Source organism: Novosphingobium sp. (assembly GCF_020852455.1).
Classification (GTDB): domain Bacteria; phylum Pseudomonadota; class Alphaproteobacteria; order Sphingomonadales; family Sphingomonadaceae; genus Novosphingobium.
Window position 1 is genome coordinate 45,317 of sequence record NZ_JADZAT010000001.1, and the last position, 25,230, is coordinate 70,546.

At 63.2% G+C, this 25,230-nt stretch carries 16 protein-coding genes; 13 read left to right on the forward strand and 3 right to left on the reverse strand.

Translation table 11 applies throughout. The features are described from left to right. Positions 1 to 176: 176 nt before the first annotated feature. The 7 genes from IT549_RS00180 to IT549_RS00210 all read left to right on the forward strand — a co-directional run bounded on the left by IT549_RS00180 (position 177) and on the right by IT549_RS00210 (position 11,613). Positions 177 to 2,933: a TonB-dependent receptor gene (locus IT549_RS00180; protein WP_292969013.1), complete on the forward strand. Its 2,757-nt coding sequence runs from the start codon at positions 177 to 179 to the stop codon at positions 2,931 to 2,933. A gap of 139 nt (positions 2,934 to 3,072) precedes the next feature. Continuing rightward, positions 3,073 to 5,097, forward strand: coding sequence for a tetratricopeptide repeat-containing sulfotransferase family protein (locus IT549_RS00185; RefSeq protein ID WP_292969015.1), 2,025 nt, complete (start codon positions 3,073 to 3,075; stop codon positions 5,095 to 5,097). Between the two features lie 11 nt (positions 5,098 to 5,108). Next, positions 5,109 to 6,410 carry an MFS transporter gene (locus tag IT549_RS00190; RefSeq protein ID WP_292969016.1) on the forward strand — a complete coding sequence of 434 codons (1,302 nt, stop codon included), beginning with the start codon at positions 5,109 to 5,111 and terminating at the stop codon, positions 6,408 to 6,410. After that, positions 6,403 to 7,836 (forward strand): aldehyde dehydrogenase family protein, encoded by a 1,434-nt coding sequence (locus IT549_RS00195; protein WP_292969018.1) that lies wholly within the window; start codon positions 6,403 to 6,405, stop codon positions 7,834 to 7,836. The genes IT549_RS00190 and IT549_RS00195 overlap by 8 nt, the downstream gene beginning before the upstream one ends. Next, positions 7,833 to 9,020, forward strand: coding sequence for a mandelate racemase/muconate lactonizing enzyme family protein (locus IT549_RS00200; RefSeq protein WP_292969020.1), 1,188 nt, complete (start codon positions 7,833 to 7,835; stop codon positions 9,018 to 9,020). The genes IT549_RS00195 and IT549_RS00200 overlap by 4 nt, the downstream gene beginning before the upstream one ends. Then, positions 9,020 to 10,633, forward strand: a complete 1,614-nt coding sequence (locus IT549_RS00205; protein WP_292969258.1) for a GMC family oxidoreductase N-terminal domain-containing protein — start codon at positions 9,020 to 9,022, stop codon at positions 10,631 to 10,633. Before IT549_RS00200 ends, IT549_RS00205 begins: the two co-directional genes overlap by 1 nt. Before the next feature lie 68 nt (positions 10,634 to 10,701). Continuing rightward, positions 10,702 to 11,613, forward strand: coding sequence for a LysR substrate-binding domain-containing protein (locus tag IT549_RS00210; RefSeq protein WP_292969022.1), 912 nt, complete (start codon positions 10,702 to 10,704; stop codon positions 11,611 to 11,613). On the opposite strand, the gene IT549_RS00215 is transcribed toward IT549_RS00210, so the two are convergent. From IT549_RS00215 to IT549_RS00225, 3 genes are all read right to left on the reverse strand, one after another. Further along, on the reverse strand, positions 11,600 to 13,093 hold the full coding sequence (locus tag IT549_RS00215; protein WP_292969024.1) for an aldehyde dehydrogenase family protein: 1,494 nt from the start codon (positions 13,091 to 13,093) through the stop codon (positions 11,600 to 11,602). The genes IT549_RS00210 and IT549_RS00215 overlap by 14 nt on opposite strands. Further along, positions 13,090 to 14,043 (reverse strand): NAD(P)-dependent oxidoreductase, encoded by a 954-nt coding sequence (locus IT549_RS00220; RefSeq protein WP_292969025.1) that lies wholly within the window; start codon positions 14,041 to 14,043, stop codon positions 13,090 to 13,092. Before IT549_RS00220 ends, IT549_RS00215 begins: the two co-directional genes overlap by 4 nt. Positions 14,044 to 14,140: 97 nt before the next feature. Continuing rightward, positions 14,141 to 14,896 (reverse strand): SDR family oxidoreductase, encoded by a 756-nt coding sequence (locus tag IT549_RS00225; protein WP_292969026.1) that lies wholly within the window; start codon positions 14,894 to 14,896, stop codon positions 14,141 to 14,143. A gap of 158 nt (positions 14,897 to 15,054) precedes the next feature. On the opposite strand from IT549_RS00225, the gene IT549_RS00230 reads away from it, so the two are divergent. The 6 genes from IT549_RS00230 to IT549_RS00255 all read left to right on the forward strand — a co-directional run bounded on the left by IT549_RS00230 (position 15,055) and on the right by IT549_RS00255 (position 25,230). Further along, positions 15,055 to 17,472 carry an FAD-dependent oxidoreductase gene (locus IT549_RS00230; RefSeq protein ID WP_292969027.1) on the forward strand — a complete coding sequence of 806 codons (2,418 nt, stop codon included), beginning with the start codon at positions 15,055 to 15,057 and terminating at the stop codon, positions 17,470 to 17,472. A 4-nt stretch (positions 17,473 to 17,476) separates the two neighbouring features. Beyond that, positions 17,477 to 19,924, forward strand: coding sequence for an FAD-dependent oxidoreductase (locus tag IT549_RS00235; RefSeq protein ID WP_292969029.1), 2,448 nt, complete (start codon positions 17,477 to 17,479; stop codon positions 19,922 to 19,924). Beyond that, complete coding sequence (locus tag IT549_RS00240) at positions 19,924 to 21,003, forward strand: alcohol dehydrogenase family protein (protein WP_292969030.1); 1,080 nt, start codon at positions 19,924 to 19,926, stop codon at positions 21,001 to 21,003. Before IT549_RS00235 ends, IT549_RS00240 begins: the two co-directional genes overlap by 1 nt. Before the next feature lie 99 nt (positions 21,004 to 21,102). Next, positions 21,103 to 23,610 (forward strand): FAD-dependent oxidoreductase, encoded by a 2,508-nt coding sequence (locus tag IT549_RS00245; protein WP_292969031.1) that lies wholly within the window; start codon positions 21,103 to 21,105, stop codon positions 23,608 to 23,610. A gap of 4 nt (positions 23,611 to 23,614) precedes the next feature. Further along, positions 23,615 to 23,980: a cupin domain-containing protein gene (locus IT549_RS00250; protein ID WP_292969032.1), complete on the forward strand. Its 366-nt coding sequence runs from the start codon at positions 23,615 to 23,617 to the stop codon at positions 23,978 to 23,980. Then, positions 23,977 to 25,230 carry a sarcosine oxidase subunit beta family protein gene (locus IT549_RS00255; protein ID WP_292969033.1) on the forward strand — a complete coding sequence of 418 codons (1,254 nt, stop codon included), beginning with the start codon at positions 23,977 to 23,979 and terminating at the stop codon, positions 25,228 to 25,230. The genes IT549_RS00250 and IT549_RS00255 overlap by 4 nt, the downstream gene beginning before the upstream one ends.

The window sequence follows — 25,230 nt, forward strand, 5'->3', positions numbered from 1 at the left end:
CGAATTTACTTACCTTGCCATCCAAAAAAGGCATTTTACCGGTCTGGCAAAATTCCTCAGTTGTGAGTGTGGGGGGGTGGGATCAGCCTGATCATCGAGGATCTGCCCCCAGGCCAGACAGACGCGGGTTCGCGCAGTGGCCACGGTTGGGTTTGGGTTTAAATAGGGAGGGATTGGTGAAAGGATCACTGAAGCTATCAAGCGCGATGATCGCGCTTTCGATGTTGGGGGCCGGCAGCGGCACCGCCTTGGCGCAGACCGCGCCGGCGGCCGACGAGGACCGGATCAGCGTTGACGATATCGTCGTGACCGCGACCCGGCGTGAGGAATCGGCCAACAAGATCCCGGTTGCGATCAAGGCAATGGGCGGCGAACAGCTGGGCCAGCTGAATGTCACCAACTTCGAAAAGCTGGTTGAATACCTTCCGAACGTCCGCACCGCTTCGCGTGGTCCGGGCGTTTCGTCGATCTACATCCGCGGCCTGTCAACCGATACGGCCGGTTCGCAGATCCTGGGCGTGGCCGGGGTTCAGCCTAACGTCGCTCTCTATGTGAACGATGCCCCGGCTTCGACGCCGGGCCGCAACCTTGATATTCATGCGACCGATCTCAGCCGCGTTGAAACGCTGGCCGGGCCGCAGGGCACGCTGTTCGGCGCCAACGCGATGGGCGGGGCAATCCGTTACATCACCAACAAGCCAAACCTGGGTGAATTCGATGCCGGGTTCACGGCCCACGCTTCAAGCACCCGGCATGGTGCTGCCAGCTTTGGCGTTGATGGCTTCGTCAACGTGCCGATCATCAAGGACACGCTGGGCATTCGCCTGGCCTTCTACAGCGATCACCAGGGCGGCTACATCGACAACGTGGCCGGCACCTATCAGATGCCCTGGAACCCGGGTGGTCCCGGCGTGCTGCCGACCGGCAACCCGCTGCTGGTTGCCCAGGCGATCGAAAGCTGCGTTGGCGTTGTCAACTGCGTGGCAACCCCGACCGGGACCAGCGCCGGCTGGCGTGCGCCACTGCGCCGCTCGATCAGCAACACCGCCTTCATCCAGGACGATTACAACGACGCCAACTACAACGGCGGTCGCGGTACGGTAACCTGGCAGCTCAACGAAGACTGGTCGGTTGAAGCGATGGGGCTCTATCAGGAGCTCGAAACCGACGGCGTGTTCGACTATTCGCCGGCGGTCGGTGACCTCAAGGTCCAGCAGTACGGTCCCAACACGCTGAAGGATACGATCACGCTTGGCACCCTGACGCTCAAGGGGCGTCTGGGCATGCTCGACCTGATCTATACCTCGTCGTATCAGGATCACCACTCGGTCCAGCAGTCTGACTATGCGCGGTACGCCAACATTGGTCTGTACATGCCGTATTATAACTGCGACCGCGGCGTCTATTACGCCGGTTATGGCACCTCGGCGGCGCAGGGCCAGACCTGCTATGCACCGAACAACAGCTACAAGGTCAACGATCGGAACCGCCGCTGGACGCAGGAACTGCGGCTTACCACTCCGGCCGACAAGCCACTGCGGGCAACCCTGGGCCTGTTTTATGACGTCAACCGCATCTATGACGTCACGCAGTGGAACTACGTCCTGCGCGACGCCGGGTTCATCTATGACCTTGCGCCGCATCCGTCGGTCAACGTCCTCAACGTCGGGCCGCTGCCCGGGGCCGGGTTCGTCAACACCATCCTTCGCCGCGACCGCCAGTTCGCGATCTATGGCGAAGCTTCGTATGACGTCATTCCCGACAAGCTGACCATCACCGGCGGCGCCCGCTATTACAGCGAAAGCGCGGGGATGTACGGCGGGTCGAGCACCAGCTTCACCAGCCTGGTGCGCGCCAACTGCGCTACCGTCAGTGTGGATCCGGGTTCGGGCCTGACGACCTGTAACTACATCCCGTTGGTCACTCCGCCGTCAACGCTGAATGCCAGCGCGGTGCTGTCGAACAACCTCGCCGGGATCAACCCCGCGAAGTATTCGGGCGTGATCTTCAAGGGCAACGTGACCTACAAGTTCAACCCGGACTCGCTGGTCTACTTCACCTTCTCGGAAGGCTTCCGTCCGGGCGGCTTCAACCGCAAGGGCTGCAATGGCGGTGTTGCAGCAAATCCGACCTATACGGCGGCTTGCTCAACCAACCGGGCCTATGAACCCGACAAGGTCAAGAACTTCGAAATCGGTGCCAAGCTGGGCCTGTTCGATCGCAAGCTGCAGATCAATCTTGCCGCTTACAAGATCGACTGGAAGGAAATCCAGATCGCGGCGTTCAACCAGAACATCTCGAACCAGACCTTTGTCAGCAACCTGGCCAACGGCAAGATCCAGGGCATCGAAGGCGACATCACCGCGCGGCCCAGCCGCGGGCTGACGCTGAGCGCGGGCTTCTCGTACAACGACAGCGAACTGACCGGCTGCACCAACAACGCGATTGCCCAGCTGCTGTGCAGCCAGGGGGTCGTGGTGCCGGTTGGCAGCCCGCTGGCGCTGAGCCCCAAGTTCCAGGGCAACATGCGCATCCGTTACGAGTGGGAGAACGAAAACGGCCTCAAGCCGTTCGTTCAGGTGGGCTTCCACCATGTTGGCAGCTCGATCTCTTCGGTGGTCGACAACACCAACATCCTCTACACCGGCTGTAATTCGCCCTATGCGGTCTGCGGCCAGACTTCGGTGATCAACGGCGTTACGGTCAATCCGGGCGATCCGATCCAGCTGCAGCAGCAGTCGTTCACCCAGGCCGGCTACAACACCTTCGAAGCCTCGATCGGGGTCAGCAAGGACAACTGGTCGGTCACGGTCTATGCCGAGAATATCGGTGATGAACGGCCCGAGCTGTTCATCAGCGCCAACGACGGTGAAAAGCGTATCACCACCATGCGTCCGCGGACCATCGGGATGCGCGTTTCGTACAAGATGTAATGAGGGGTCGCCCCATCCGTTGCGGGGTGGGGCAGAGCCTTCGGGTCCGGCCGGGGGCAGCGCCTGCAAAGCGCTGCCCCCAGTCGCAGGGAGCGTACATTGCTATTGCCAATGCCGCGTTTCCATCCAGACTGACTTCATGACAACCGAGACCACTGCCAGCCTTGCCAGTCCCGATCTTGCCGGTGAAGCCGACAAGCTGGTTGAAGCCGCCAAGGCGGCCCTGCAACGCGGATCGCTGGGCGATGCCGAAGCACGTTGCAATGATGCCCTGAACCTCAAATCCGATCACCGTGAAGCGCTTTATGTGCTGGCCGCGGTGCAGCGTTATGCCAAGCGTCCGGTCGATGCGCTGGCTACGATCGCCCGGCTCATCGACGCCGATCCGGGCTATGGCCGGGCCTATCAGGAACGCGGCCATTGCCTGCGCGCCTTGGGCCGCGATGCCGAGGCGCTGGCCGCTTATCAGGCAGCGGTCGAACATAACGTCGGTCTGCTGGCCAGCTGGCGGATGCTCGCTGAAATGCAGGCGCGGGCGGGGCAGCATGAAGCGGCGGGCTTTGCGCGCAGCCAGTGTGCCTATCTGGAAAGCCTGCCGGGCGAGCTTCAGGCGGTGATCAGCCTGATCCAGGAACGCCGCATCCTGAAAGCCGAAAACCTGTGCCGGGCCTTCCTGCAACAGCACGGCCACCACCCCGAGGGGATGCGCCTGCTGGCCGAGATCGGCGTGCACTTCAATTCCTATGAAGAGGCCGAATTCCTGCTCGAAAGCTGCATGGTGCTGGATCCCGGCAACATCAATGCGCAGTTCGACTATGTCAATTTGCTGCACAAGCGCCAGAAATATGGCGAGGCTCTCGATCAGGCCAAGGCGCTGCTGGGCAAGGCGCCCGCCAATGGCCAGTACGAACTGCTCTATGCCAACCAGGCCATTGCGGTCGGTGAATTCGAGGAAGGCCTGGAAATCTATCGCAAGCAACTTGCGACCATGCCCGATAACCCGACCCTGCATCTGTCGGTTGGCCACGCACTGAAGACGATCGGCAATCAAGCCGAGGCGATCGACGCGTACCGGCAGGCCTATCATGTGCGCCCCGATTTCGGTGATGCCTATTGGAGCCTGGCCAACCTCAAGACCTACCGGTTCGAGGCTGGCGAAATCAAGCGGATGCGCGAGCTCGAGGATCACCCACGAACCCGGCTCGCCGACCGCTATCATCTCTGCTTCGCGCTGGGCAAGGCGCTGGAGGATCGCGAGGATTTTGCCGATAGCTTCGCCTATTATGATCGCGGTAACCGCCTGAAACGCGAAGAACTGCGCTATGACTGGCGGCGGATTACCGCCGAGTTGGAACGGCAACACCAGCATTGCGGTGCAGAGCTGTTCGACCGCTTCAAGGGCGCCGGCTGCCCCGCGCCCGATCCGATCTTTATCCTGGGCCTGCCGCGCGCGGGCTCAACCCTGCTGGAACAGATCCTGTCTTCGCACAGCCAGGTCGAAGGCACGCTGGAACTGCCGAACATCCTGAGCCTGGCACACCGGATCGATGGCCGCCGCCGGGTGGGTGAAGAGGCCAATTACCCGGGCAACCTGACTGAGCTTACCGCCGAACAACTGACCGAATTCGGCGAGGCATTCCTGCGCGATACGCAGATCCACCGAAAGCGCGGCACGCCGTACTTCATCGACAAGATGCCCAACAATTTCCGGCACATCGCGCTGATCCGGCTGATCCTGCCCAATGCCAGGATCATCGACGCGCGGCGCGGGGCGATGGGGTGCTGCTTCTCGGGCTTCAAGCAACTGTTCGCCGAAGGGCAGGACTTTACCTACGGGCTTGAGGAAGTAGGCCACTATTACAGCGACTATGTGCGGCTGATGGACCATTGGGACCAGGTGCTGCCAGGCCAGGTTCTGCGGGTACGCTATGAAGAGGTCGTCGCCGATCTTGACGGCCAGGTCCGCCGGCTGCTCGATTTCTGCGGACTGCCGTTCGAGGCGGCCTGCCTCAATTTCCACGAGACCGAGCGCGCGGTGCGAACCGCCAGCAGCGAACAAGTTCGACAGCCGATCTTCAGAAGTGGCGTCGATCAATGGGAGAAGTTTTCGGAATTCCTCGATCCGCTGCGCGCGGTGCTGGGGCCGGAACTGGCTAACACCTGAAAGGAATGCACATGGCAACGACTGCGCCGATAGCACAGGATACCGGCCCAAGCCTGGCACAGCGCTGGTATGTGCTGTTCATGATGATGCTGGCCTACACCATCAACATTGCCGATCGCTATGTCATGTCCACCGTGCTCGAACCGATCCGGCTGGAATTGCAGTTGTCCGATGCCGGGATCAACTTTCTGACCGGTGTCTCACTGGCACTGTTCTATGTTACGATGGGTATTCCGCTGTCGTGGATCGCGGATCGCTATAACCGCCGCAACCTGCTGGCCTTTTCGATGATCGTCTGGTCTGCGATGACCACGGCCTGCGGCTTTGCCAAGAATTTCACGCATCTGCTGCTGGCCCGGATCGGGGTGGGGATCGGCGAGGCGGGGGGAACTCCGGCCTGCAACACGATCATTTCGGACTATTTCCCGGCTGATCGAAGGGCTATGGCAATGACGATATTTGCACTTGGCGCGCCGATCGGGGCCTGGTTGGGGGCAGATCTGGCGGGGGCGGTGGCCGGTGAGCATGGCTGGCGTTCGGCCTTCTACGTGCTGGGTATTCCCGGCGTGATCCTGGCCCTGTTGATCCTGTTCACGATCAAGGAACCGCCGCGCGGACGCTATGATACCGCACCCAAGGACGTGGCGCCGGGCGTGCTGGAAACCATGCGCTACCTGTTGTCGCAAAAGGGCGCGGTCCACGTCATGATGGGCAGCGGGGTTTCCGCGTTGTGGGGTTGGGGATTGATGTGGTTCACGCCCACCTTCCTGCAACGCTTCCATCATCTTGATGTTGGGCAGGCCGGGGCGGTTGTTGGCCCGATCCATCTGGTCATGGGCATCGCGGCGTCATTGCTGACTGCATGGTTGTTTGCCAAGCCATCCTACACCGATCCGCGCAAGATCGTGACGGTGCTGGGTGGGGTCACCCTGCTGTCTACGGTTCCTTCAATCGTGGCCTACTGGACCAGTTCGCTCAGCCTGGCCACTGCCATGCTCTGGTTGTTCATTCCGGCGATCTACTTCTACATCGGACCTTCAATGGCGCTGTGCCAGAATCTGGCACCGCCGCGGATGCGCGCGATGTTCATCGCGATCACGCTGCTGATCGCCAATGTCTTCAACCTGATTGTCGCCCCGCAGGGAGTTGGCTTGCTGAGCGACTGGTTTGCGGGTGGGGGTGAGCCGACTGCGGCATCGTTGCGCTCGGCCTTGCTGGTGCTGGCACCGACTGGTTTCTGGGCTGCCTATCACTACTTTGCGGCCATGAAGTACCTGGTTGACGATCAGAAGAAGGCGATCGGGCATGTCTGATCTGCTCAAGTCCTATATCGCCGGGCGCTGGACCGTGCCCGGCGGCGCCAATGGCGTTCATGCAGCGATCAATCCCGCCACCGAGGAAGTCTGCGCCCGCATCGCGCTCTGCGGCCCGGCCGAAGCTGATGCTGCAGTGCGCGCCGCGCGGGCGGCGTTCATCGATTGGAGCACGACCCCGCTCGAAGTGCGTCTGGCGCTGATCGAGCGGCTGATTGCGGTGTTCGAAGCGCGCTATGACGAGATGGTCCGCGCGATCACTACCGAAATGGGCGCGCCGCACGACCTGTCGCACAATTCGCAGGCCGAATGCGGACCGGGTCACCTCAAGGAAACCGTGCGCGCCGCGCGGGAGTTCGAATGGGAGCGCCCGATCGGCAGCGGCGCGCTGCTGAGCCATGAGGCGGTTGGCGTCTGCGTGCTGATCACGCCGTGGAACTGGCCGATCAACCAGCTGGCGGCCAAGATCGGCCCGGCACTGGCGGCGGGTTGCACCATGGTGGTCAAGCCCAGCGAAGTGGCACCGCTGTCTGCGCAGCTGTTCGCCGAATTCGTGGATGACGCGGGCTTCCCTGCGGGCGTGTTCAACCTGGTCCATGGCACCGGCGCCGGGGTGGGGCCGACGCTGACCGGGCATCCCGAAGTCGATATGGTCTCATTCACCGGCTCCACCGCTGCCGGGATCGTGGTCAGCAAGACTGCGGCCGAAACGGTCAAGCGGGTCGCGTTGGAACTGGGCGGCAAGTCACCCAATCTGGTCTTCGACGATGATGGGTTGGAAGCGGCAGTGGCGCGCGGGGTGCGGCATTGCTTCAACAACACCGGCCAGTCATGCAACGCGCCGACGCGGATGCTGGTTCAGGCCAGCGGTTACGACCGCGCGGTTGCCGCCGCGCGCGAAGTGGCGGCAACGGTCAAGCTGGGCGATCCGGCGCAGCCCGGCGCGCATCTGGGCCCGGTGGTCAACAAGGCCCAGTTCGACAAGATCCAGCGCCTGATCCAGGCCGGGATCGACGAGGGGGCCGAGCTCGTCTGCGGCGGCACCGGGCGGGCCGATGGCTTCAATCGCGGCTACTTCGTCAAGCCGACGATTTTCGTCGGGGTCACCAATCAGATGACCATCGCCCGCGAAGAGATTTTCGGGCCGGTGCTGGTGATGATTCCCTTTGCCGATGAAGGCGAAGCGGTGCGGATCGCCAACGATACGCCCTATGGATTGGCCGCCTATATCCAGAGCCAGGACCTGACGCGGGCCCGGCGGGTGGCGCGGCAGATCCGGGCGGGCTCGGTCTATCTCAACGGGGCGGGGCAGGACTATTGCTCGCCCTTTGGCGGGTTCAAGCAATCAGGCAACGGGCGTGAGTGGGGGGTATGGGGTCTCCATGACTTCCTCGAACTCAAGGTCATCAACGGATACGGGGCATGAAGCTCACCGCAATCGAGACCTTCGTGGTCGGCAATCCGCCGCCGCATTTCGGCGGGCGCTATTTCGTCTTTGTGAAGCTCAGCACCGACAACGGCTCGACCGGGCTTGGCGAAGCCTATTGCGTGCCGTTCTCGCCGCATCTGGTGGCGCAGATGTGCGAGGATGTCTTTGCTCGTTACATGGAAGGGCAAGACCCGCATGACATCGAGAAGATGTGGCGCCGGGTCTATTCCAGCGGCTTTACCCAGCATCCCGACCTGACCCTGATGGGGGTGATGAGCGCGCTGGAAATGGCCTGCTGGGATATCGTCGGCAAGGAAGCCGGGCAGCCGGTTTACAAGCTGCTGGGCGGGCAGGTGCACGAGGCGCTGCGGTCCTACACCTACATCTACCCGCGCCCCGGCGACCAGAGCGACGTCTATCACGACCCCGATCTGGCCGCCGAACGCGCCGCGCTCTATCTCGACATGGGCTTTACCGCGCTGAAGTTCGATCCGGCGGGACCCTATTCGGCCTTCGACGGGCGGCAGCTGAGCCTGGAAGCGCTCGACCTGTCCGAGCGGTTCTGCAAGGCACTGCGCGAAGCGGTGGGCAGCAGGGCAGACCTGCTGTTCGGCACCCATGGGCAGATGACCGCCGCAGGCGCGATCCGGCTCGCCAAGCGGCTGGAGAAATACGATCCGCTGTGGCTGGAAGAACCGGTTCCGCCCGACGCGCCAGAGGAAATGGCCAAGGTCGCCCGCGCCACATCGATCCCGATCGCGACTGGTGAGCGGTTGACCACCAAGTACGATTTCGCCCGCCTGCTCGATTGCGGCGCGGCGGCGATCCTGCAGATGAACCTGGGCCGGGTCGGCGGCTTGCTTGAAGCCAAGAAGATCGCCGGAATGGCCGAAGTGCGCCACGTCCAGATCGCGCCGCACCTCTATTGCGGGCCGGTGGTCGGCGCGGCCAATGTCCAGCTGGCCACCTGTTCGCCCAATTTCCTGATCCTGGAAAGCATCGAGGACTGGAGCGGATTCCATGCCCAGATCCTCAAGACGCCGATGCACTTCGAACAGGGCCACGTGATCCCGCCGAACGCGCCGGGTCTGGGGATCGAGCTCAACGAAGAGGTGGCGCGCGCCCATCCCTATACCGGGGACATGCTCCACCTCGAGATGACCCAAAACCCGGTCCGGTGATGGAAGAGTTCGACTATGTGATCGTCGGCGCGGGAACGGCGGGCTGCGTGCTGGCCAGCCGGCTCAGCGAAGATGGCAAGGCCAGCGTGCTGGTGCTTGAGGCCGGCGGCAGCGACCTGTCGATCTGGATCCAGATGCCGATCGGCTATGGCCGGACCTTCTTCAACAAGCGCATCAACTGGATGTACGATACCGAACCGGTCGAAGCGCTGGGCGGACGGCGCAGTTATTGGCCGCGCGGCAAGGTTGTCGGCGGGTCGGGATCGATCAATGCGATGGTCTATGTTCGCGGCCAGCCCCGCGATTTCGATGACTGGAAGGCGCTGGGCAATCCGGGGTGGGGTTGGGACGATGTCCTGCCGTACTTCAAGAAGAGCGAGGATTTCGACTGGCACAGCGCCCACCACGGGCGCGGCGGGCCGCAGCACGTTACCGACATCAGCCCGCACGTCCACCCGGTCTGCCACAGCTTCATCGAAAGCGCCGAGCAACTGGGCTTTCCCGTGACCAGCGATTTCAACGGCAGCCATCCCGAAGGCGTCGGGATTTATCAGATCAACACCCGCGGCGGCTGGCGCGCTTCGACTGCCAATGCCTTTCTCCATCCGGCGCTGAAGCGGAGCAACCTGAAGCTGCAGACCAAGGCGCTGGTCCGGCGGGTGCTGTTCGAGGGCAAGCGAGCCTGCGGAGTGGAGTACTCGCTTGGCGGTACAGTGCGCCAGGTCAAGGCACGGCGTGAGGTGATCCTGAGCGGCGGAGCAATCAGTTCGCCGCAGTTGCTGATGCTCTCGGGGATCGGCGATCCCGAACGGTTGAAGAAGCACGGCATCCAGCCCATGGTGGCGGCACCGGCGGTGGGCCGCAATTTGCAGGATCATCTGGCGGTTTCCTATTTCTACAAGACCCGCACGCCGACCTTGAACGATGTTCTGCACCCGCTGATCGGCAAGGCCATGGCGGGCCTGCGCTACTTGTTCGACCGGGGCGGACCGTTGTCACTCAGCGTCAATCAGAGCGGTGGATTCGTGCGCAGCGATCCGGGGCAGGAGCACGTCAACCTGCAACTCTATTTCAGCCCGGTGAGCTATACCAACACCCCACTGTCTGAGCGCAAGTTGCTCAACCCCGATCCGTTCTCCGCATTCCTGCTCTCGTTCAACGCTTGCCGACCGACCAGCCGCGGCGAACTTGAGTTGGCGTCCGCCGATCCTGCCGCGCACCCGTTGATCCGTCCGAACTATCTTGCGACCGAACACGACCTGGCCGAGGTCAAGGCCGGCAACCGGTTGCTGCGCCAGATTGCCGGCACGGCGCCCTTGGCCGACATCATCACCGAGGAAATCATCCCTGGTCCGGGCGTGGAGGGTGAAGCGGCCCAAATGGAAGATTTCCGCAAGCGCGCTGACACGGTCTATCACCCGACCTGCACTTGCATCATGGGTCCGGATCCCGCCTCCGCAGTGGTCGATGCACGCCTGCGCGTCCATGGGACTGAAGGCCTGCGAGTGATCGATGCCTCAGTCTTCCCGACGATCACGTCCGGCAACACCAATGCGCCGACTGTGATGGTCGCCGAAAAGGGTGCTGCGATGGTGATCGAAGACTGGCGCTAACCCAAAGAAATCTTACCGATGCAGCGATTCCGTGCTATCCATCAAAAAAATGGACCAATGGGTGAGCGATGGCAGGGAAGATCGATCTCAGGCGGTTACCGCCGCTCAAGGCGCTTCGCGGGTTTGAGGCAGCAACTCGGCACCAGTCGATCCGCGACGCGGCCGAGGAATTGTGCCTGACCCACCCGGCGGTCAGCCACCAGGTTCAACTGATCGAAGAAGCGCTGGGGATCGCCCTGTTTGCCCAGGAAGGCCGCCACATCGTTTCGACCGAGGAAGGGCGCGTGCTTTACCCCTATGTCCGCAGCGCGTTTGAATCGCTGCTTGAAGGGGTGGAGGCGGCGCAGCGCCATGCGCTCGACAAACCGCTCCGGATCCAGACCTATATCACCGCCTCGATCCGCTGGCTGGCCAAGCGCGTGCCCCAGTTCATGGAGCAGCATCCCGAGGTCAAGCTGACCCTGGCGACCTGCGCTGTGGAGTGGGAATTCGACGACAAGCACGCCGATGTCGGGCTGGTCTATTGCGAAAGCCCGCCCGATCCCGCCCAGTTCCACTGGCAGCCGGTGTTCGACTATACGCTCTACACCGTCTGCAGCCCGCAGTTCCTGGCCGAGCATGGCGGCGAACTGACCGTGGCCGAACTGATGGCCAAGCCGCTGATCGCGATCACCACCGAAGAACAGAACTGGGAGGGCTGGTTCGCCTCGGCCGGGTTGGAATTCGCCCCGCAGATCCCCAGCATCATGGTCGATACCTGCGCGATGGCGCTGGAAATGGCGCTGGCCGGGCGCGGTGTGGCGTTGATCAACGGACCCTTTGCCGAAGGCGAACTGGCCGATGGCAGCCTGGTGATGCCGGTGCCGCACCGCGAGGTTTGCCCCGGATCATGGGGCCTGATCTGCCGCAGGGACATGCGCGACAACGTGCGCGTGAAGACCTTCATCGACTGGGTGGCGGATCACGCTAGCCCAGGCTGATCCAGCTCGACTTGCTCTGCATATAGCCGGCCAGGCTTTCCAGCGATTTGTCGCGCGTATTGCCCGATTGCTTGAAGCCGCCGAACGGCTGGGTCATGTCGCCATCGCCGAAGCAGTTGACCCAGACCACGCCGGCCTCGATCGCCTTGACCATGCGGTGCGCCGTGGCAAGGTCGCTGGTCCAGACCGAAGCGGCCAGGCCATAGATGCTGTCGTTGGCCAGCCGGATTGCCTCTTCCTCGCTTGAGAAGGTCAGCATGGCGGCGACCGGTCCGAAGATCTCCTCGCGGCCGATGGCCATTTGCGCGGTTACGCCGGTGAACAGCGTCGGCAGCACATAGGCGCCATCGGGGCGCGACGGATCGGCACCGCCACCCAGTGCGACAGCGGCGCCTTCGGCCTTGCCGCTTTCGATCCAGCCCAGCACCTTGCCCTGCTGTGCGCTGGACACCAGCGGGCCCAGTGTGGTCGCCGGATCGAGCGGGTCGCCGGGGTTATAGAGCTCCTGCGCCTTGCGAGTGAAGGCAGCGATGAATTGATCGCGGATCGCCGCATGGACCAGCAAGCGCGAACCAGCGTTGCAGACCTGACCGGCATTGTCGAAGATCCCGCGCACGGCATATTCTGCGGCGCGGTCCAGATCGGGCAGATCGGGCATGAACACCTGCGGGCTCTTGCCGCCGGTTTCCAGCGAAACCCGCTTCATGTTGCTTTGCCCGGCGTAGACCAGCAACTGCTTGCCCACCGCGGTTGATCCGGTGAAGCTGATCTTGGCGACATCGTTGTGGAGCGCGAGGGCCTTGCCCGCCTCGATCCCGGTGCCGTTCACCACGTTGAACACGCCCGCCGGTCCGCCCGCTTCAAGGAAAAGCTGTGCCGGCCGGATCGAGCTGAGCGGGGCCAGCTCCGATGGCTTGAGCACCACGCAATTGCCCGCTGCCAGCGCCGGGGCGACTTTCCAGGCGGCCATCAGCAGTGGATAGTTCCACGGGCTGATCGCGCCAACCACGCCCAGCGGCTCGCGGCTGATGGTGTGGACAGCATCGTGCGCGCTGATCGTCGAAAGTCCGGCGATTTTGTCGATCGCTTCACCGAAATAGCGGATCGTCACCACCACTTCGGGCAGGTCGATGGTCAGTGCATCGGTGATCGGCTTGCCCATCGACAGGGTTTCGAGCAACGCCAGTTCCTCGGCCTGGGCTTCGACCAGATCGGCCCAGCGGCGCATCACCGCCATCCGTTCGCGCGGGTACATGTGCCGCCAGCGGCCATCTTCCCAGGCAGCCTTCGCGGCCGCTACTGCGCGGTCGATATCCGCAGCCGAGCCGCAGGCCGCTTCAGCAATTGTCGCGCCGGTGGCAGGGTTGATGACCGGATGCGTTGCGCCGTCCAGCGCAGGGACGGCCTTGCCGTCGATGATCAGTCCGGTCTCGACCTGCAGCGCCTTGGCCCGCGCCCGCCAATCGGCCAGCGAAGTCACCGCCGCGGGACCACTTCGTAACCCGGCTCTTCAGGCTCATCATCGACCATCTGGTCGGGGAAGCCGCTGCCCAGCACTTTCAGGCCCAGCGGCTCTTCATAGCGTCGGATGATGTTGGGCGAGAATTCGCGATCACCGTATTGGGTGCGGGCTTCCTTGAACAGCCGCACAATCAGCGGCGACATTTCGACCGGGACGCCGTGCTCCTGCGCGATTTCATCGAACAGGCCGATGTCCTTGCTGACCAGGTCCATGGTGAAGTTGATGTCGCGGCTGCCGTTGAGGATCACCTGGCTTTCGGTTTCGTGGACGAAGCTGTTGCCGCTCGAAATGCGGATCGCCTCATAGGTGGTGTTCATGTCGAGGCCCGCCGCCTTGCAGGTGGTCAGTGCCTCGGCCAGCGCGACCAGGTGCACGGTGCAGAGGTAGTTGGTCATCACCTTGAGCTTTGATGCGGTGCCCAGATCGCCGGTATGAAGGATCCGCCGGCCCATCGATTTCAGCAGCGGGAGGACCTTGTCGAACCCTTCGCGCGGGCCGCCAGCGAAGATCGAGATGTTGCCGGTGTCAGCCCGGTGACAGCCGCCCGAAACCGGGCATTCCATGAACAGCGCGCCCTTTGCGGACACCAGCGCCCCCAGCCGGATCACTTCCTCGTAATCGGTGGTGCTCATTTCCATCCAGACCTGGCCGGGGCGCATGACAGGCAGAAAGCCATCCTCGCCTTCGGCCACGGCGGCGCTGGCTGCCGGGGAGGGCAGGCAGGTGACGATGACGTCGCATTTTTCGCCGATCTCGCGCGGGCTGGCGGCGGAGGAGGCGCCGCGTCCGGTGAATTCGGCCATCAGTGCCGGATCAAGATCGCGCACCGTCACGTCGTGGCCGTTACGGATCAGGCTGCCGGCCAGTTTGCCGCCGACATTGCCAAGCCCGATGAAACCGATCTTCATGCGTGAATTCTCCCCACTTTCGCAGGGTGACTAGGCCGTCTGGCAGACGCCAGAACAACTGAATAATTTGCGCCGAATGGTCGAAATTATTGCCGCTTCAGCGAGTCTTGAGCCGCAGCGCGTCCCAGCTTGAATCGGCGTCCCAGCCGCCATCAACCGGCAGCGCGACACCGTTCACGAACTGCCCGTCGCGGGCCAGGAACAGGATTGCGGCGGCAACATCCTCGGGCCTGGCAAAGCGCGCCATCGGCACCCGGTTCACGATATCGCTATCGGTATAGGCGCCCGATCCCATGTCCTTCACATCCATCTCGGTCTTGATCCAGCCGGGGCAGACTGCATTGACCCGCACCCCGCGTCCGCCCCATTCCGCGGCGAGCGTCCGGGTCAGGCCAATCAGGCCGTGCTTGGAAGTGTTGTAAGCGCTGCGGTGGATCACCCCGCCAAGCCCCGCAACCGAGGCGACGTTGACGATCGCCCCGCTGCCCTTGGCCAGCATCTGCTTGCCCAGTTCGCGGCACAGCAGGAACGGCCCGGCCAGGTTGATCGCCATCATCCGGTTCCACTGCTCCAGCGTGGTTTCCTCGGCAGGCTGGATCATGCTGATCCCGGCATTGTTGACCAGCACGTCAGCCCCGCCGAGAGCGGCGAGATGCGCGGCCAGTTCGCTCACGAACGCTTCGCTGGAAACATCGCCAGACAGCGCGCTGGCGTCCTGCCCGGCGAACTGGTCCAGCACATGATCGAGCGGCTGAACGTCAGTCAGCACCACGCGGTAGCCATTGGCTGCAAACAGCCGCGCGGTGACCAACCCAAGTCCCTGCGCCGCACCCGTGATCACCGCCGTCTGCATGCCAACTTCCCTTTTTGTGTTGCGATTCCCGCATTGCGTAACAGGCCTTGCAGGTCATGGACCCGTAAGTTTTTTGCACCGATCATTCGGAATTGCACATTTGTCGAGCCCGCACCCGGCACCCTAAGCTGGCAGCAATTTTGGGAGAGGCGCATTCGATGCAGGGGCAAGCACGGGTAGTTATCATTGGCGGCGGGATCATGGGGGCAAGCCTGCTCTACCACCTGGCGCAGGAAGGCTGGACCGACATTGTCCTGATCGAGAAGGACGAGCTGACCAGCGGTTCCACCTGGCACGCCGCCGGGCAGTGCCCGAACATCACCGGCAGCTTCAACCTTGCCAAGATGCACGCCTATTCGAACTGGCTCTACCCGCAGCTTGAAGGGCTGACCGGGCAATATGTCAGCTGGCACAAATCCGGCGGAATTCGCTTCGCCAACAACGAGCGCGAGCTGGCCTGGCTGCGCTACATCAAGGGCTTCAGCAAGGTCGTCGGCTTTGACATGGAACTGATCGATCCGGCCGAGATCCGCCGGATCAATCCCTTCGTCACCACAGAAGGCGTGCTGGCCGGTGCTCTTACTACAGATGACGGCCACGCCGACCCTTCGGGCATCTGCAATGCCTTGGCGATCGGCGGCAAGCAGCTGGGCGCGACGATCGTGCGCAAGAACCGGGTCACCGCACTGACCCAGCTGCCCAGCGGCGAATGGGATGTGGAGACCGAGCAAGGCACGATCCGCGCCGGAATGGTGGTCAACGCCGCCGGTTGCTATGCCCGGCAGGTTGCACAGATGGCCGGGATCGACATCCCGGTCACCAATATGGAGCACCATTACCTGGTCACCGATCCGATCCCGGCCTTTCAGGAACGATCGGACGAGATGCCGGTGATGCGCGACAGCTGGATGTCGGGCTATATGCGGCAAGAGCAGAAGAGCGGGCTGATTGGGGTTTACGAGAACGTCAACCTGGCCGAGGCCTGGGCCCCGCGCGGCGGGCATCCCGAATGGCATTCGACCAGCGAACTGTTCCCCGACGATCTGGACCGGATTTCCAAGTGGCTGGAACGCGCGATTGAGCGGATCCCGGTGTTTGGCGAGGTCGGCATCCGCCGCGTGGTCAATGGCGCGATCCCGCATACCCCCGATGGCGGGCCATTGCTGGGCCCCGCGGCCGGCCTCAGCAATTTCTGGCACTGCTGCGGCACCAGCTTCGGGATCGCGCAGGGCGGCGGCGCGGGCAAGTACCTGGCGCAATGGATGGTTCACGGCGATGCCGAGATCAACATGGCCGAATTCGATCCGCGCCGGTACGGCCCCTATGCCGACGAACAGTACAGCCGCGACATGGTGTTCCTTGACTACCGGATGACCTTCACCACCCGCCTGCCGGGCGAGGAAGAGCCCGATGGGCGGCCCAAGAAAGTTAGCCCGCTGTACGACAAGCTCAAGGCCAAAGGCGCGGTCTATGGCGCAACCTATGGCTGGGAACGGCCCAAGTGGTTCAGCCTTGACGGGCGCGAGGAAGAGGGCGGCTATCACCGCACGAACGTGTTTGACGTCGTGGCCGCAGAGTGCCGGGCCGTCGCCGAGGGGGTAGGGGTGCTCGACCTCTCGGGCTTTGCCAAGTACGAGGTGAAAGGCCCTGATGCGGAGAGCTATCTGAACCGGCTGTGCGCCAATCGCATGCCGGTGAAGCAGGGCGGGATCGCGCTGGTCCACATGCTGTCCGAAGGCGGGCGCATCCAGGGCGAAATGACCGTGACGAGGCTGGCCGACGATCACTTCTATTGCCTGTCAGCCGCCGCAGCCGAACAGCGCGACTGGGACTGGCTGGTGCAGCACCGGCTGCCCGGCGAGCAGGTGGAACTGCAAAACACTACGATGGATCGCGGCGTGCTGGTGATGAACGGCCCCAAGAGCCGCGACGTGCTATCGGCCGTGACCGATGCCGATCTTTCGAACGAAGGTTTCCGCTGGCTGAGCGGGCAGGAAATCACGATTGCGGGCCGCCCGGTGCGGGCGCTGCGCGTGTCCTATGCTGGTGAGCTGGGCTGGGAACTGCACCCGGCGATGGACGATCTGGAAGCGGTCTATGACGCGATCTGGGCGGCGGGCGAAGCGCACGGGATTGTCGATTATGGCCTCTACGCATCGAACGCGATGCGAATGGAGAAGGGCTACAAGGCCTGGGGTAGCGAGCTGACCAATGAACTGACCATGATCGAGGCCGACATGCCACGCTTCATCCAGTTCAAGAAGGACGCCTTTACCGGCAGGCAGGCCACGCTCGACGCGCCGGTGCGCTTCAAGATCGTCTACGGCGAAGTCGATGCCGCCAATGTCGATCCGCGCGGGACCGAGCCATGCCTGGTCGGCGATGAGTGCATCGGCCTCGTCACCTCGGGCGGCTATGGCCACCGGGTAGGCAAGAGCCTGTTCTTCGCCTGCGTGCCGGTCGAACATGCCGAGCCCGGTTCGACCTTCGAGATCGAATTGCAGGGCGAGCGCCGCAAGGCCGTTGTGCTGGCCGAGCCGGCCTATGATCCCAGCAATTCCGAGCAGAAGGCCTGAACCGATGAGCGTGGACCTTCCCAAGCGCGCCCGCGTGGTGATCGTTGGCGGCGGGGTGATCGGCACCTCGATTGCCTATCACCTGACCAAGATCGGCTGGCAGGACGTTGTGCTGTGCGAACGCAAGCAGCTGACCTGCGGCACCACCTGGCACGCAGCCGGGCTGGTTGGCCAGCTGCGCACCTCGATCAACATGACCAAGCTCGCCAAGTATACCGGCGAGCTTTACCGCGGGCTGGAGGCCGAGACCGGGCAGGCGACCGGCTATCGCCAATGCGGCTCAATCTCGATGGCGACCAACCACGAGCGGTTCGAAGAACTGAAGCGCAGCGCCTCGATGGCCAAGGTGTTCGACCTGCCAGTCAACGTGGTCACCCCTGATGAGATCAAGGCGATGGCCCCGATCCTTGAGGTAGGCGATCTGGTTGGCGGGATCCATATCCCGTCAGACGGCTATGCCAACGCGGTCGATATCACCCAGGCACTGGCAAAGGGCGCGCGTGCGGGCGGGGCAAGGATCGTCGAGAATTGCAAGGTCACCCGTATTCGCCACGATGGAACACGGATCATCGGGGTCGATACCGAACACGGATCGATCGATGCCGATTATGTGGTACTGGCGGGCGGAATGTGGACCCGAGATCTGGGCGCGAGCATCGGCGTTGCCGTGCCACTGCACGCCTGCGAACATTATTATGTGATGTTCGAAGGCGTGGCCGGGATCGATCCCAGCCTGCCGGTGCTGCGCGATTACGACCACTGCGGATATTACAAGTACGATGCCGGCAAGCTGCTGGTCGGTGCCTTCGAACCCAATGCCCGGCCCTGGGGGATGGAGGGCATCAGCGAGGACTTCTGCTTTGACGAGATCGCCGGCAGCTTCGAACACTTCGAACCGCTGCTGATGGACGCGATGAAGCGCGTGCCCGCGCTGGAGAACGCCGGGATCCAGAAGTTCTTCTGCGGGCCGGAAAGCTTCACTCCCGATGTGCGCTATCACATCGGCGAAGCGCCCGAGCTCAAGGGCTGCTTCGTTGCCGCCGGGCTCAATTCGATCGGGCTGCAATCGGCTGGCGGGGTCGGCAAGGTAATGGCCGAATGGATCCGCGACGGGAAGCCGCCGGCCGACCTGTGGACGGTCGACGTGCGCCGCAACATGCCGTTCCAGATCAACCGCAAGTATCTGGCTGAGCGGGTGAGCGAAAGCCTGGGGCTGCTTTATGCGACCCACTATCCCTTCAAGCAGTACGAAACCGCGCGCGGCGTGCGCAAATCGGTGATCCACGATCGGCTGGCCGCGCAGGGTGCCTGCTTTGGCGAGGCTTTCGGCTGGGAACGCGCCAACTGGTACGGCGAGCCGGGCAGCGCACCGAAGTACGAATACTCCTATGGCCGGCAGAACTGGTTTGAGAACACTGCCGCTGAATGCAAGGCGGTGCGCGAGGCGGTGGGGATCTTCGACCAGTCAAGCTTTGCGAAGTTCCGCCTCGAAGGCCGCGATGCCTGCGCGGTGCTGAACCGGGTCTGCGCCAACGAAGTCGATGTCGAGCCGGGGCGGATGGTCTATACCCAATGGCTCAATGACCACGGCGGGATCGAGGCCGATCTCACCGTCACCCGCTTGGCAAAAGACGCCTACCTGATCGTCGGCGGGGCCGAGACCCAGACCAAGGACTTCGCCTGGCTCAAGAACCATATCCCGGCCGATGCCCATGCGGTGCTGACCGATGTCGGTTCGGGCATGGGTGTGCTTTCGATCATGGGACCCAATTCACGCAGCCTTCTGCAAAGCCTGACGCCCGATGACCTGTCGAACGAACAGTTCCCTTTCGCAACCAGCCGAGAAATCGAGCTGGGCTATGGGATCGTCCGGGCCAGCCGGATCACCTTTGTTGGTGAGCTGGGCTGGGAGCTGTACGTGCCCAGCGAGTTCATGGCCGGGGTCTATGACGCAATTGTCGCGGCGGGCGAGGCGTTCGGGCTAAAGCATTGCGGCTATCATGCACTCAACGCGATGCGGATGGAAAAGGCCTACCGTCACTGGGGCCACGATGTGACCGACGAGGATACCCCGCTGGAGGCCGGCCTGGGCTTTGCGGTCAAGCTCGACAAGCCGGGCGGGTTCATCGGTCAGGAGGCGCTGCTGAGGCAGAAGGCCGAGGGCGTGAGGCAGAAGCTGGTCCAGTTCCTGCTCAGCGATCCCGCGCCGATGCTCTACCACAACGAGCCGATCTGGCAGGGTGACCGGATTGCCGGCTACATCCGCTCGGGCATGTATTGCCACACGCTGGGCGGTGCTGGCGGGCTGGGCTATGTGACCGCGCCTGATGGCGGCGTGGTTGGGCCGATCGGTGAGGACGATTACGAAATCGAAGTTGCGGGGGTACGCTATCCGGCCAGGGCATCGCTCAGGCCGATGTACGATCCCGCCAATGCAAGGATCCGCTGCTGATGACCGATCTGCCCGAAACGATGCGCGCGATGGTGCTCACCGGGTTTGGCGGGTTTGACAGGCTGGAATACCGCGGCGATGTGCCCGTGCCGCAGCCGGGACCGGGCGAGGTACTGGTGCGGGTCGGCGCGGCGGGTGTCAACAACACCGATATCAACACCCGGATCGGGTGGTATTCCAAGACGGTGGAGGGATCGACCAGCGCAGGCGGGGCTGAGGGCTTTGCCGAAGCGCTCGACGACGGCTGGAGCGGCGCGCCGTTCAGCTTTCCGCGGATCCAGGGCGCTGATGCCGCCGGACGGATCGTGGCCGCCGGGCCAGAGGTAGATCCCGCGCGGATCGGCCAGCGGGTGCTGGTGGAACCGGTGTTCCGCGATGCCGCTGGCGGCGTGCGCTATTTCGGTTCGGAATGCGACGGGGCCTTTGCCGAATATGCGCTGGTCCCCGCAGCGCATGCCCATCGAATTGAGACCGCGCTGAGCGATGCCGAACTGGCCGCGTTTCCGTGTTCGTGGTCGGCGGCAGAGAACATGATCAACCGCGCCCGGATTTCACATGGGGAGCGGGTGCTGGTGACCGGCGCGTCGGGTGGGGTGGGATCGGCAGCGGTCCAGCTGGTGCGGCGGCGTGGGGCATTTGTCACCGCGCTGGCCGGCAGTTCCAAGCAGCGCGCGATCTCGGATCTTGGGGCCGACGAGGTGCTCGATCGCCATGCACCGCTCGACAAGGACCAGTTCGACGCGGTGATCGACGTGGTTGGCGGCAGCGGCTTTGGCGGCCTGCTCAATGCGCTGCGACCGGGCGGGCGCTATGCCACCGCCGGGGCGATTGCCGGGCCGATGGTCGAGCTGGATCTGCGAACGCTCTACCTCAAGGACCTGACGCTCTACGGCTGCACCGTACTCGATCCTGAAGTGTTTCCCAACCTGGTCGGCTATATCGAACGCGGTGAGGTAAAACCGCTGGTCTGCGCGACATTCCCGCTTGAACGGATCGAGGCGGCGCAGCGGATTTTCCTGGAAAAGCGCCACGTTGGGAAGATCGTTTTGACTGTCGATTCCGCCGCTTCGGGGGGCTAATCCAAACCATTAGAATGTGCCATAACGCTCGCTAATGTTGTCGCCTGGCCTTGCCGCTGGCATGGGGCGGTTACGGAACACAATGGGCGGAATTCGGCAATGAAATCGACGGCAAGGGTAGTGGTGATCGGCGGCGGCGTGGTGGGGGTAAGCACGCTCTACCACCTCGCGAAGATGGGCTGGAGCGACTGCGTGCTGATCGAGCGCAAGGAGCTGACCAGCGGCAGCACCTGGCACGCGGCGGGTCTGCTGCCGCTGTTCAATCTCAGCTATTCGGTCGGCAAGCTGCACCAGTACTCGGTCGATCTCTATCCCAGCCTTGAGGCTGAGACCGAACTCAACGTCGGCTTCTCCAACGTCACCAACATCCGCCTGGCCCGCACCCAGGACCGGTTCGACGAGTACAAGTACTATGCCGGCGTCGCCAAGACGATCGGGGTTGAAGTCAACTTCCTCACCCCAGAACAGGTCGAGGAAGTCTGGCCGCTGTGCAACGTCGACGGGATCATCGGTGCGATCCAGCATCCCGCCGATGGCTATATCCAGCCCGCCGACCTGACCCAGGCACTCGCCAAGGGCGCGCGTCAGCGTGGCGCGACGATCCAGCGCAACACCACCGTTACCGGGATTACCCAGAAGCCGAACGGCGAATGGGTGGTTCACACCGATCAGGGCGATATCACCTGCGAACACGTGGTTTCGGCCAGCGGCAACTTCGCGCGCCAGACCGGGCGCATGGTCGGGCTCGACATTCCGGTGGTGCCGGTCGAGCACCAGTACATCGTGACCGATCAGCACCCGCTGATCATGGAACGCCGCGCCAAGGGCCTGCCCGAAATGGGCGTGCTGCGTGAAAGCGACAGCTCGTGGTACATGCGCGAGGAAGCCGGCGGCCTGCTGCTGGGTCCCTATGAAATCGGTGCGCCGGCGTGCTACGTCGATGGCCCGGCGGCGAACAGCGAATACGAACTGTTCCCCGACGCGCTTGATCGCTTGATGCCCTATATCGAGACCGCGATCGCCCGCGTTCCGGCCTTTGGCGAAGTGGGCGTCAAGAAGGTTTACAACGGCGCGATTGCCTATACCCCCGATGGCTCGCCGATCGTCGGCCCGGCCTGGGATCGCAAGAACTTCTGGCTCAACGAAGGTCACTCGTTCGGCATCACCGCCGCGGGCGGGGCTGGCTGGCAGCTGGCGCACTGGATTGTCGAGGGCGAACCCAGCATCGACATGATGGGCGTCGATCCGCGCCGCTTCGGTGACTATGCCGGTGAAGGCTACCTGATCGAGAAGAACGAGGAAGCCTACGCCAAGGTCTTCACCGTCCACTATCCGGATGAAGAGCGCGAAGGCGCGCGCCCGCTGCGCCAGACCCCGTGCTATTCGCGGATGAAGGACCTGGGCGCGGTGTTCGGCTCGGTCTTCGGATGGGAACGCCCCAACTGGTTCGCGCCCAAGGGCTATGAACTGAGCGATGCCGACCTCGACCGGCCGGATGTGCTGCTCAACCACAACCATCCCGATGTCGAAGGCCAGCCGATCCGCGAAAAGTGGTCGTTCCGCCGTTCAAACTATTTCGAGCATGTCGGCAACGAATGCCGCCATGTCACCGAAAAGGTCGGCCTGCAGGACATGAGCGCTTTCGCCAAGTGCCGGATCAGCGGCCCGGGCGCCGAAGCCTGGCTTGATGGCCTGCTGACCAATGCCGTGCCCAAGAAGATGGGCCGGGTGACGCTGTCATACCTGCTGACCAAGAACGGCGGGGTGCGGGCCGAATTCACCGTCTACAAGACCGCGCCGCAGGAATACTACCTCGTCTCGGCGGGCGCCTATGAACGCCACGACCAGGACTACCTAAAGAAGGCGCTGCCCACCGACGGTTCGGTCACGTTTGAACGCCTGACCACGTCGATGGGCGTGCTGGTGCTGGCCGGGCCGCGCAGCCGTGATGTGCTGAAGAAGCTGACCCGCGCTGACCTTTCGAACGAGGCATTCCCCTGGCTTACCGGCCAGCGGATCTCCATCGGTGCGGCTCCGGTCGATGCACTGCGGGTCAACTTCATCGGTGAGCTTGGCTGGGAAATCCACCATCCGATCGAGATGCAGAACTACATCTTCGACAAGATCATGGAGGCCGGTGCCGAATTCGACATCAAGCCGTTCGGGATCCGGGCGATGACGCTGATGGCGCTGGAAAAGAGCTACAAGCTGATCCCGCGCGAACTGTCGATCGAATACAATGCCTACGAAAGCGGGCTGGATCGGTTCATCAGCCTGAAGAAGCCGGGCTTCCACGGCAAGGATGCGTTGCTGGCCGGCAAGGACGCCGGTTTGCCGAACCAGCTGGTCACCATGGAAGTGCTGGGTGTGACCGACGCCGATGCGCGCGGCAGCGAGGCGATCTATCAGGGCGACGAACTGGTCGGCCGCGCCACATCGGGCGGCTATGGTTGGCGCGTGGGCAAGAGCCTCGCGCTGGCGATGGTTCGCCCCGATCTGGCCACCCCGGGCACCGAGCTGGAAATCTCGATCCTGGGCAATCGCCACAAGGCGGTGGTGATCCCCGACAGCCCGTTCGATCCTGAAAACAACGCGCTGCGGGCCTGACGCGATGTTCGAGGCCCTTGGCGGGGATGTGCTGAAGGTGCCGGTTACCGGCTCTGCCGTGTTGCGCGGCGGTGGTGACTGGCGCCCCAGCGACACGCCCGGCTTCTGGGTCAAGCCGCTGGTCGAGGACGCCGATGCCGGCGTGCGCACCTGGCTGATGAAGAGCGATCCGGGCGCCAACTCGGCGCTGCACAGCCACGGTGAGATCGAGCAGATCTATGTCCTTGAAGGCCAGTTCAGCGATGCCGAGGCCAGCTATGGCCCCGGCGATTTCATCGTCCGCGCCCCCGGCGCACCGCACCTCACCACCTGCGAAGCGGGTTCGCTTTCGCTGGTGATCTATTCCCCCGATGCAAGGAGCCGGGCATGACCCGCTTTTCCGCGTTCAGCCTGTTCGCCAAGGCGCTGGGCGGACACCAGTCCTGGCCCGAACTGTGGCCCGATGCCCAACCCAAGGCCGAATATGATGCGATCATTGTCGGCGCTGGCGGGCACGGCCTGGGTGCCGCCTATTACCTCGCCAAGAAGTACGGGATCACCAATGTCGCGGTGATCGAAAAGGGCTGGCTGGGCGGCGGCAATACCGGCCGTAACACCACAATCGTGCGCTCGAACTATCTCTACGATGAAAGCGCGCATCTTTATGATCACGCGGTCAAGCTGTGGGACGGTCTCAGCCAGGAGCTGAACTTCAACGTCATGTATTCCAAGCGCGGGGTGATGATGCTCGCGCACAATGTCCACGATGTGCAGAGCTTCCAGCGCCACATCCACGCCAACCGCCTGAACGGTGTCGACAACGAATGGCTGACGCCCGAAGAGGCGAAGGAATACTGTCCGCCGCTCGATCTCAATCCCAATGCGCGCTACCCGATCATGGGCGCTGCGCTGCAACGCCGTGGCGGCACCGCGCGGCACGATAGCGTCGCCTGGGGCTATGCCCGGGCGGCAGCCGCACTGGGTGTCGATATCATCCAGAACTGCGCGGTCACCGGAATCCGCCGCGGGGCCGATGGCGCAATCGAAGGGGTGGAGACCGAACGCGGCTTCATCAAATCGAAGAAGGTCGGCGTTTCGGCGGCCGGCAACACATCGGTTATCATGCAGATGGCAGGCCTTGAATTCCCGCTGGAAAGCTATCCGCTGCAAGCGCTGGTTTCGGAACCGGTCAAGCCGGTGTTCCCCTGCGTGGTGATGTCGAACACCGTCCACGCCTATATCAGCCAGTCCGACAAGGGTGAGCTGGTGATCGGCGCGGGGACCGATCAGTACGTCTCCTATTCGCAGCGCGGCGCGCTCCACATTGTCGAGCATACAGTGGCGGCGATCTGCGAAATCTTTCCGATGTTCCGCCGGATGCGGATGCTGCGCAACTGGGGCGGGATCGTCGATGTCACTCCTGATCGCTCGCCGATCCTGGGCAAGACTCCGGTCAAAGGGCTCTACGTCAATTGCGGGTGGGGCACGGGCGGGTTTAAGGCGACCCCTGGCGCGGGAGACCTCTTGGCCTACACCATGGCCAAGGACGAACCGCACTGGATCAACGCGCCCTACAATCTCGACCGGTTCCGCAACGGCCGGCTGATTGACGAAGCGGCAGCAGCAGCGGTGGCACACTGA

Excerpts from the sequence above, each read along its gene's own strand:
- IT549_RS00205 (WP_292969258.1), top strand. The coding sequence starts at position 9,020 with ATGGAAGAGTTCGACTATGTGATCGTCGGCGCGGGAACGGCGGGCTGC.
- IT549_RS00190 (WP_292969016.1), top strand. The coding sequence starts at position 5,109 with ATGGCAACGACTGCGCCGATAGCACAGGATACCGGCCCAAGCCTGGCA.
- IT549_RS00195 (WP_292969018.1), top strand. The coding sequence starts at position 6,403 with ATGTCTGATCTGCTCAAGTCCTATATCGCCGGGCGCTGGACCGTGCCC.
- IT549_RS00250 (WP_292969032.1), top strand. The coding sequence starts at position 23,615 with ATGTTCGAGGCCCTTGGCGGGGATGTGCTGAAGGTGCCGGTTACCGGC.
- IT549_RS00225 (WP_292969026.1), bottom strand. The coding sequence starts at position 14,896 with ATGCAGACGGCGGTGATCACGGGTGCGGCGCAGGGACTTGGGTTGGTC.
- IT549_RS00245 (WP_292969031.1), top strand. The coding sequence starts at position 21,103 with ATGAAATCGACGGCAAGGGTAGTGGTGATCGGCGGCGGCGTGGTGGGG.
- IT549_RS00235 (WP_292969029.1), top strand. The coding sequence starts at position 17,477 with ATGAGCGTGGACCTTCCCAAGCGCGCCCGCGTGGTGATCGTTGGCGGC.
- IT549_RS00200 (WP_292969020.1), top strand. The coding sequence starts at position 7,833 with ATGAAGCTCACCGCAATCGAGACCTTCGTGGTCGGCAATCCGCCGCCG.
- IT549_RS00255 (WP_292969033.1), top strand. The coding sequence starts at position 23,977 with ATGACCCGCTTTTCCGCGTTCAGCCTGTTCGCCAAGGCGCTGGGCGGA.
- IT549_RS00220 (WP_292969025.1), bottom strand. The coding sequence starts at position 14,043 with ATGAAGATCGGTTTCATCGGGCTTGGCAATGTCGGCGGCAAACTGGCC.
- IT549_RS00230 (WP_292969027.1), top strand. The coding sequence starts at position 15,055 with ATGCAGGGGCAAGCACGGGTAGTTATCATTGGCGGCGGGATCATGGGG.
- IT549_RS00240 (WP_292969030.1), top strand. The coding sequence starts at position 19,924 with ATGACCGATCTGCCCGAAACGATGCGCGCGATGGTGCTCACCGGGTTT.
- IT549_RS00210 (WP_292969022.1), top strand. The coding sequence starts at position 10,702 with ATGGCAGGGAAGATCGATCTCAGGCGGTTACCGCCGCTCAAGGCGCTT.
- IT549_RS00185 (WP_292969015.1), top strand. The coding sequence starts at position 3,073 with ATGACAACCGAGACCACTGCCAGCCTTGCCAGTCCCGATCTTGCCGGT.